Annotated in this window: 3 protein-coding genes; all 3 read left to right on the top strand. The window is 38.5% G+C overall.

Going from position 1 to position 3,585, the window contains the following annotated elements:
- Positions 1-142: 142 nt before the first annotated feature.
- Genes BUB12_RS17275 through BUB12_RS17265 form a run of 3 tightly spaced genes read left to right on the top strand, consistent with a single transcriptional unit; the run spans position 143 to position 3,333 of the window.
- A complete protein-coding gene (locus BUB12_RS17275; RefSeq protein WP_072892155.1) occupies positions 143-784 on the top strand; it encodes a phosphate signaling complex PhoU family protein in 642 nt (213 codons plus the stop codon).
- A 17-nt stretch (positions 785-801) separates the two neighbouring features.
- On the top strand, positions 802-2,409 hold the full coding sequence (locus tag BUB12_RS17270; RefSeq protein ID WP_072892154.1) for a Na/Pi cotransporter family protein: 1,608 nt from the start codon (positions 802-804) through the stop codon (positions 2,407-2,409).
- Between the two features lie 12 nt (positions 2,410-2,421).
- Entirely contained in the window at positions 2,422-3,333 is a 912-nt protein-coding gene (locus BUB12_RS17265) for a glycerophosphodiester phosphodiesterase (RefSeq protein WP_072892153.1), read from the top strand.
- Positions 3,334-3,585: the final 252 nt, after the last annotated feature.

The raw sequence follows: 3,585 nt of genomic DNA, 5'->3' as shown, positions 1-3,585 counted from the left end.
TTGCGTGGCAACATTGAACCACCTGGCATGGCCAGGCGCAAATGTTTTCGGTGGGGCGAGTAATCGCAGTCCCAGTCCGTACGTCGCAAAGCGGGTGCTCTGCGCTTTTCTTAATACAATTTTTTTGATTGGAGGTGGCAATATGCTAGTTAGACAAAATTATTATCAAGAAAAACGAATAGAAATTAAAGACCTCATCATTAGTATTTTAGATAATCTGGATGAAATGACAGATTACTATACCACTTATTTAAATAATCCTTCCGACGATAACAGAGAACAAATCCTCGAAGCAGAGAATTTTGTGGACAAAAATGAGCGAAAAATTGAGAAATACATTTCAGAAATCATTTCGTTACAACAACTCACAATTAATGAAGTGAAATGGTTGCTCGCAATGAATCGAATTATTCGCGATTTAGAACGAATTGGAGATCAATTAACTAATATTATAACGATCAGTGATGCAACAGATACAGTCGATTTAAAACCGATGATTCGTAAATTTTTTAGCTATGAGAAAGAAATGATGGATTGGCTGATAAAAGGCATCAACGAGGACGATATTCAATCGTTAGACAAAGTCATTCATCATGACAAATACGTAAATAAACTAAATAAAGATACCTACCAAAAACTAGTAACGTTAATTAATGAACATGAAAAAATCTCTGAAAGTAAGCTAAAGACCGTCATTATTAGTCGCTTTTTAGAGCGTATCGGGGATCACCTAGTGAACATTGCAAAAACGTACAAAAACATTGTTCTTAAAATGCACAAATAGAAGGAGAAGAATTTTACATGGGGCTACTAACAAACAGTATATTAGGATTTTTTGGGGGCCTGGGCATTTTCCTCTATGGAACCCATTTACTCAGCAATGGTCTCCAAAGAATTGCGGCCTCTAAAATGAGAGAATATTTAACACAATTAACTGATACGAGATTAAAAGGAATGTTGAGTGGGATTGTCACGACGTTCTTTCTACAGAGTAGTACCGTCACATCCATTTTAGTCGTAGGACTCGTAAGTACTTCCGCAATCAGTATGGCACAAGCATTTGGGGTGATTTTAGGGTCGGCAATTGGAACCACTCTAACTGTACAAATTTTAACATTTAATATAGCGACGATTGCTCCACTATTTATCTTTTTAGGTACGGTATTCTCAGTTTTCTTAAAACATAACACCATGAGGGTTGTTGGACTGATTTCATTAAGCATTGGTTTTATATTTTTCGGGATTAATTTGATTACAACTTCTGTCAGTCCAATTAGCGAACATGGACCTGTACTCAATACATTAGTCACCCTCTCTGAAATACCGGTTGTCTTTGCCATACTTTCCATGGTGTTAACAGCTCTCTTCCACTCCAGCGCAGCTATGATTATTATTGGGATTGCCTTGGTTAATTCAGGGGTTTTGTCGATTCATACAGTTTTACCTTTAGTACTTGGCGCCAATGTTGGCTCAACCATCCCAGTGATCGTGTCCAGCTTAACCTCAAGTTTGGAAGGTCGAAAACTAGCATTCTTTACTTTTTTCTTTAAATGTACAGGGGTTATTCTGGCATTTATTTTCCTATTTTACATTTGGAATCCTATCGAACTCATTCCAGGTACATCCGAACGAAAAATCGCCAATTTCCATACGTTCTTTAATTTAGCAATTGCACTTATATTCTTACCGTTACTGCCTTTGGTCGTAAAATTGTTTGATTATGTTTTTCCAAAGAAAACAGTGGAGCAAATGTTTACCGTTAAACTGGATGATAAAATGTTAGAAGTACCGGAAGAAGCACTATCAAGTAGTAAGAGACAAATTGTCAAACTAGCAACCGTAGTTTTTGATGACATGATAAAGCGCCTCTCCCCTTATATGGAAGGGAAACATGAGGGGAATTCGTTAAAGCAAGTTGAAATGATTATTGATGAATCATATATAAAAATCCAACAGTACCTGTTAAAATTAGGGCAACGGGACCTCACAAACTCTCAATCAAACCAAGAGGTCAAACTATTAAACATCTTAAATGAGATCGAACATATTGGAGATACGGTCATTCGATTCATAAGTATGGCAGAAAAAGTGCATGATCAAAAGATTGAGTTAAGTGAAAAAGACCTACAACAATTAAAAGAACTACTTACTCATATTGAGCAAACCTATCAAAATTCCTTACAAGCATTCAAACATGATGACCACAACATTGCACGGGAAACGATTCAATCTCAATCTCTCATCTATCAATTTGAGAATGATATTAAATTTGAACATTTTAATAGCTTGATAAATAAGCATGAATACAATCCAAAAATCAGTGCTGTCTATTTGGACATTACCAATCAGCTCTTACAGGTGTACCACCATTCGATGAATATATCACGTACAGTACTTGGGCTTATTTAGGAGATGAAATAAATGTGGAAATATATAATACTGCTTTTACTGTCGTTGAGCATTGTCGGGTGTTCCACTAATACGGCGGTTGAACAGGAGGAAAATAAGAGTCCTAATCTAGTAGAATATGATGATGACTCGTTATTATCCCCCAATCGTTTTCTAAATATTGCCCACCGCGGTGCCTCTGGTTATGCACCCGAGCATACATTAGTTGCTTACCAAACTGGAGAAGAAATGTCGGCGGATTATATTGAGATTGATCTCCAGTTAACCAAAGATGGTAGTTTAATCGCTATGCACGATGGGGACATCTCTCGAACAACCGATCATGAAGGTTCTGTTAAAGATATGATTCTAGAAGAAATCAAAGTATTAGATGCTGGGACCTGGTTCAATGAAGAAAATCCTGACATGGCACAACCCGTATTCAATCAGATTGAAATTCCTACGTTAGATGAAATTTTTGAAACGTTTGGTACTGATTCCAACTATTACATTGAAACGAAAACACCCGAACAATATCCAGACATGGTTAAAGAACTGGTTTCAACACTTGAAAAACATGGATTAATTGGGGACGATGTGCCAGAAGGAAAAGTGATTATCCAATCGTTCAGCAAAGATAGTTTACTAGAGGTAGCTAAGCTGGCCCCCTCCCTCCCACTTGTTCAGCTAATAAGTTATAAAGGAAAGGCTCGGATTTCAGATAAAGAACTGAGGGAATTACAGGAATATGCCGTTGGAGTTGGCGTGAATTACTCCACGTTGCAAAAAGACTATGTAGAAAAAGTTCGCAATGCAGGATTGCTCCTTCACCCTTATACCGTAAATGAAAAAGAAGATATGGAACGGTTAATAGAATGGGGTGTGACAGGAATGTTCACGAACTATCCCGATAGATTGAATGAAGTGTTAGAGGAGATGGAGTAGCGTGTGGGGGGACTCTCTCCTTCTCTGGGGGTTCGTGCTCGGCAATGTAGCCTTTTCGCTCGGTGTCCTTGGGAGGAGGGTGCGCTCGTAACTGGGAGTTTCGTGCTCGGCAACCTTGGGGATTTGATCCACAACCCTGGGGATTCGCTCCACTTTGACCTTTATTTGCTCGCCACTCATGTGAACTCGCTCCTCTTACCATCATATTCGATCACCAACCCTGGGATTCGCTCCTCTCACCATCATATTCGA

It is taken from the genome of Ornithinibacillus halophilus, assembly GCF_900129485.1.
Taxonomy (GTDB): Bacteria; Bacillota; Bacilli; order Bacillales; family Amphibacillaceae; genus Ornithinibacillus; species Ornithinibacillus halophilus.
Note: the sequence above shows the minus strand (reverse complement) of the source record. Positions and strands in the feature narration are given on the sequence as shown.